Annotated in this window: 2 protein-coding genes; both read right to left on the reverse strand. The window is 66.2% G+C overall.

Annotated features, from left to right (window positions below; genetic code table 11):
* Window positions 1-85: 85 nt before the first annotated feature.
* Window positions 86-298, reverse strand: coding sequence for a hypothetical protein (locus QMK30_RS38300; RefSeq protein WP_283522945.1), 213 nt, complete (start codon window positions 296-298; stop codon window positions 86-88).
* Window positions 299-403: 105 nt separating this feature from the next.
* The gene (locus tag QMK30_RS38305; RefSeq protein WP_283522946.1) at window positions 404-598 is read right to left on the reverse strand and encodes a hypothetical protein; all 195 of its coding nucleotides are present in this window, start codon (window positions 596-598) and stop codon (window positions 404-406) included.
* Window positions 599-1,088: the final 490 nt, after the last annotated feature.

Raw genomic sequence — 1,088 nt, forward strand, 5'->3', positions numbered from 1 at the left:
TGCGCGATCACCTCCGGCGGATAGCGGTGGCCCCTGTACGACGGTGGCGTCGACGCCACGAACGATCCCCTCCCAGCACGGCCAATCACAAGATCATCCCACGCCGGTCAGCCAACGTGACAACACCGTGCAGCGCGGCGGCGAGCAGGTGGACGGCGGTGCCGTCAGTGCGGGATCCGCGCACGGTCTTGCCGTCGACGGCCAGGCCGACCAGGGCGTCGCCGGGTTCGTTGACCGGGTCGGCGGCGTACCGGGCGAGCCAGGCGCCCACGGCATCGTCCAGGGCGTCGCCGTCCAAGCGGGCCAGGAGCCGTCCCAGTGTGGAGGCGTTTGGTGTGCTGGAGGTCAGTCCGAGGTTCGCGCAGGTCGGAGTTGGTATCGGCGGCGAAGCGGGCGATGGCCGTCAGAGACCTGGCTCCGCCGAGGACTGCGACCATGCACAGCGGAGCAAGGAGCCCAGGCGGTAGCGGCGGCCCCGGCGGGGATCGGGTATCCGGCCCAGCACGTCCGCCAGGCAGGTGAGCTGCGACGGTTCCGGGCAGGTGAAATCGGTGTCCGCGCAGTGGCGCTGCAGGACACCGATCAGGGAGGATGGCACGCGAACGCGACCCCTTTTCGTGATCAAGGCTTCGAGAACCTTGATCATCAGGGGTCGCGTCTCTCGTTGCCGAACCGGGCGAACCAGCCACGGCAGCGCATACGCAGGCGATCAGCTCATCTCGCCGACTGAGAACGCATCAGCCCTGGCTCTGGGGGCCGTTCCACACTTGGACGATGACCTCGTAGTCACGCATGTAGGTGCGTGTTGCCGTGGTGCACGACAAGGTGTTCGATGGTCTCGTTCAACGTCTGCTGAAGTTCTGCGGTGTCCATGCCGCTTTCTACCTCACTCGGCAAGCCCCTCAACAGCGAGATTCAGAGGCGCGGCACACCCGCCGCCTGAGAGATCGACCGGACAAGTCCTAGTACTGCAACCGTGTTTGGCGTGACGGTGGTTCAGGGCAGGGGTTGTGGCCTCGTCGTTTGTAGTGGCTGATGCGTGCCCGGTGTTGTGCTTGTCGTCGCCAGTGGGACCAGTGCAGGACATG

It is taken from the genome of Streptomyces sp. H27-C3 (genome assembly GCF_030063415.1).
Lineage (GTDB): Bacteria > Actinomycetota > Actinomycetes > Streptomycetales > Streptomycetaceae > Streptomyces.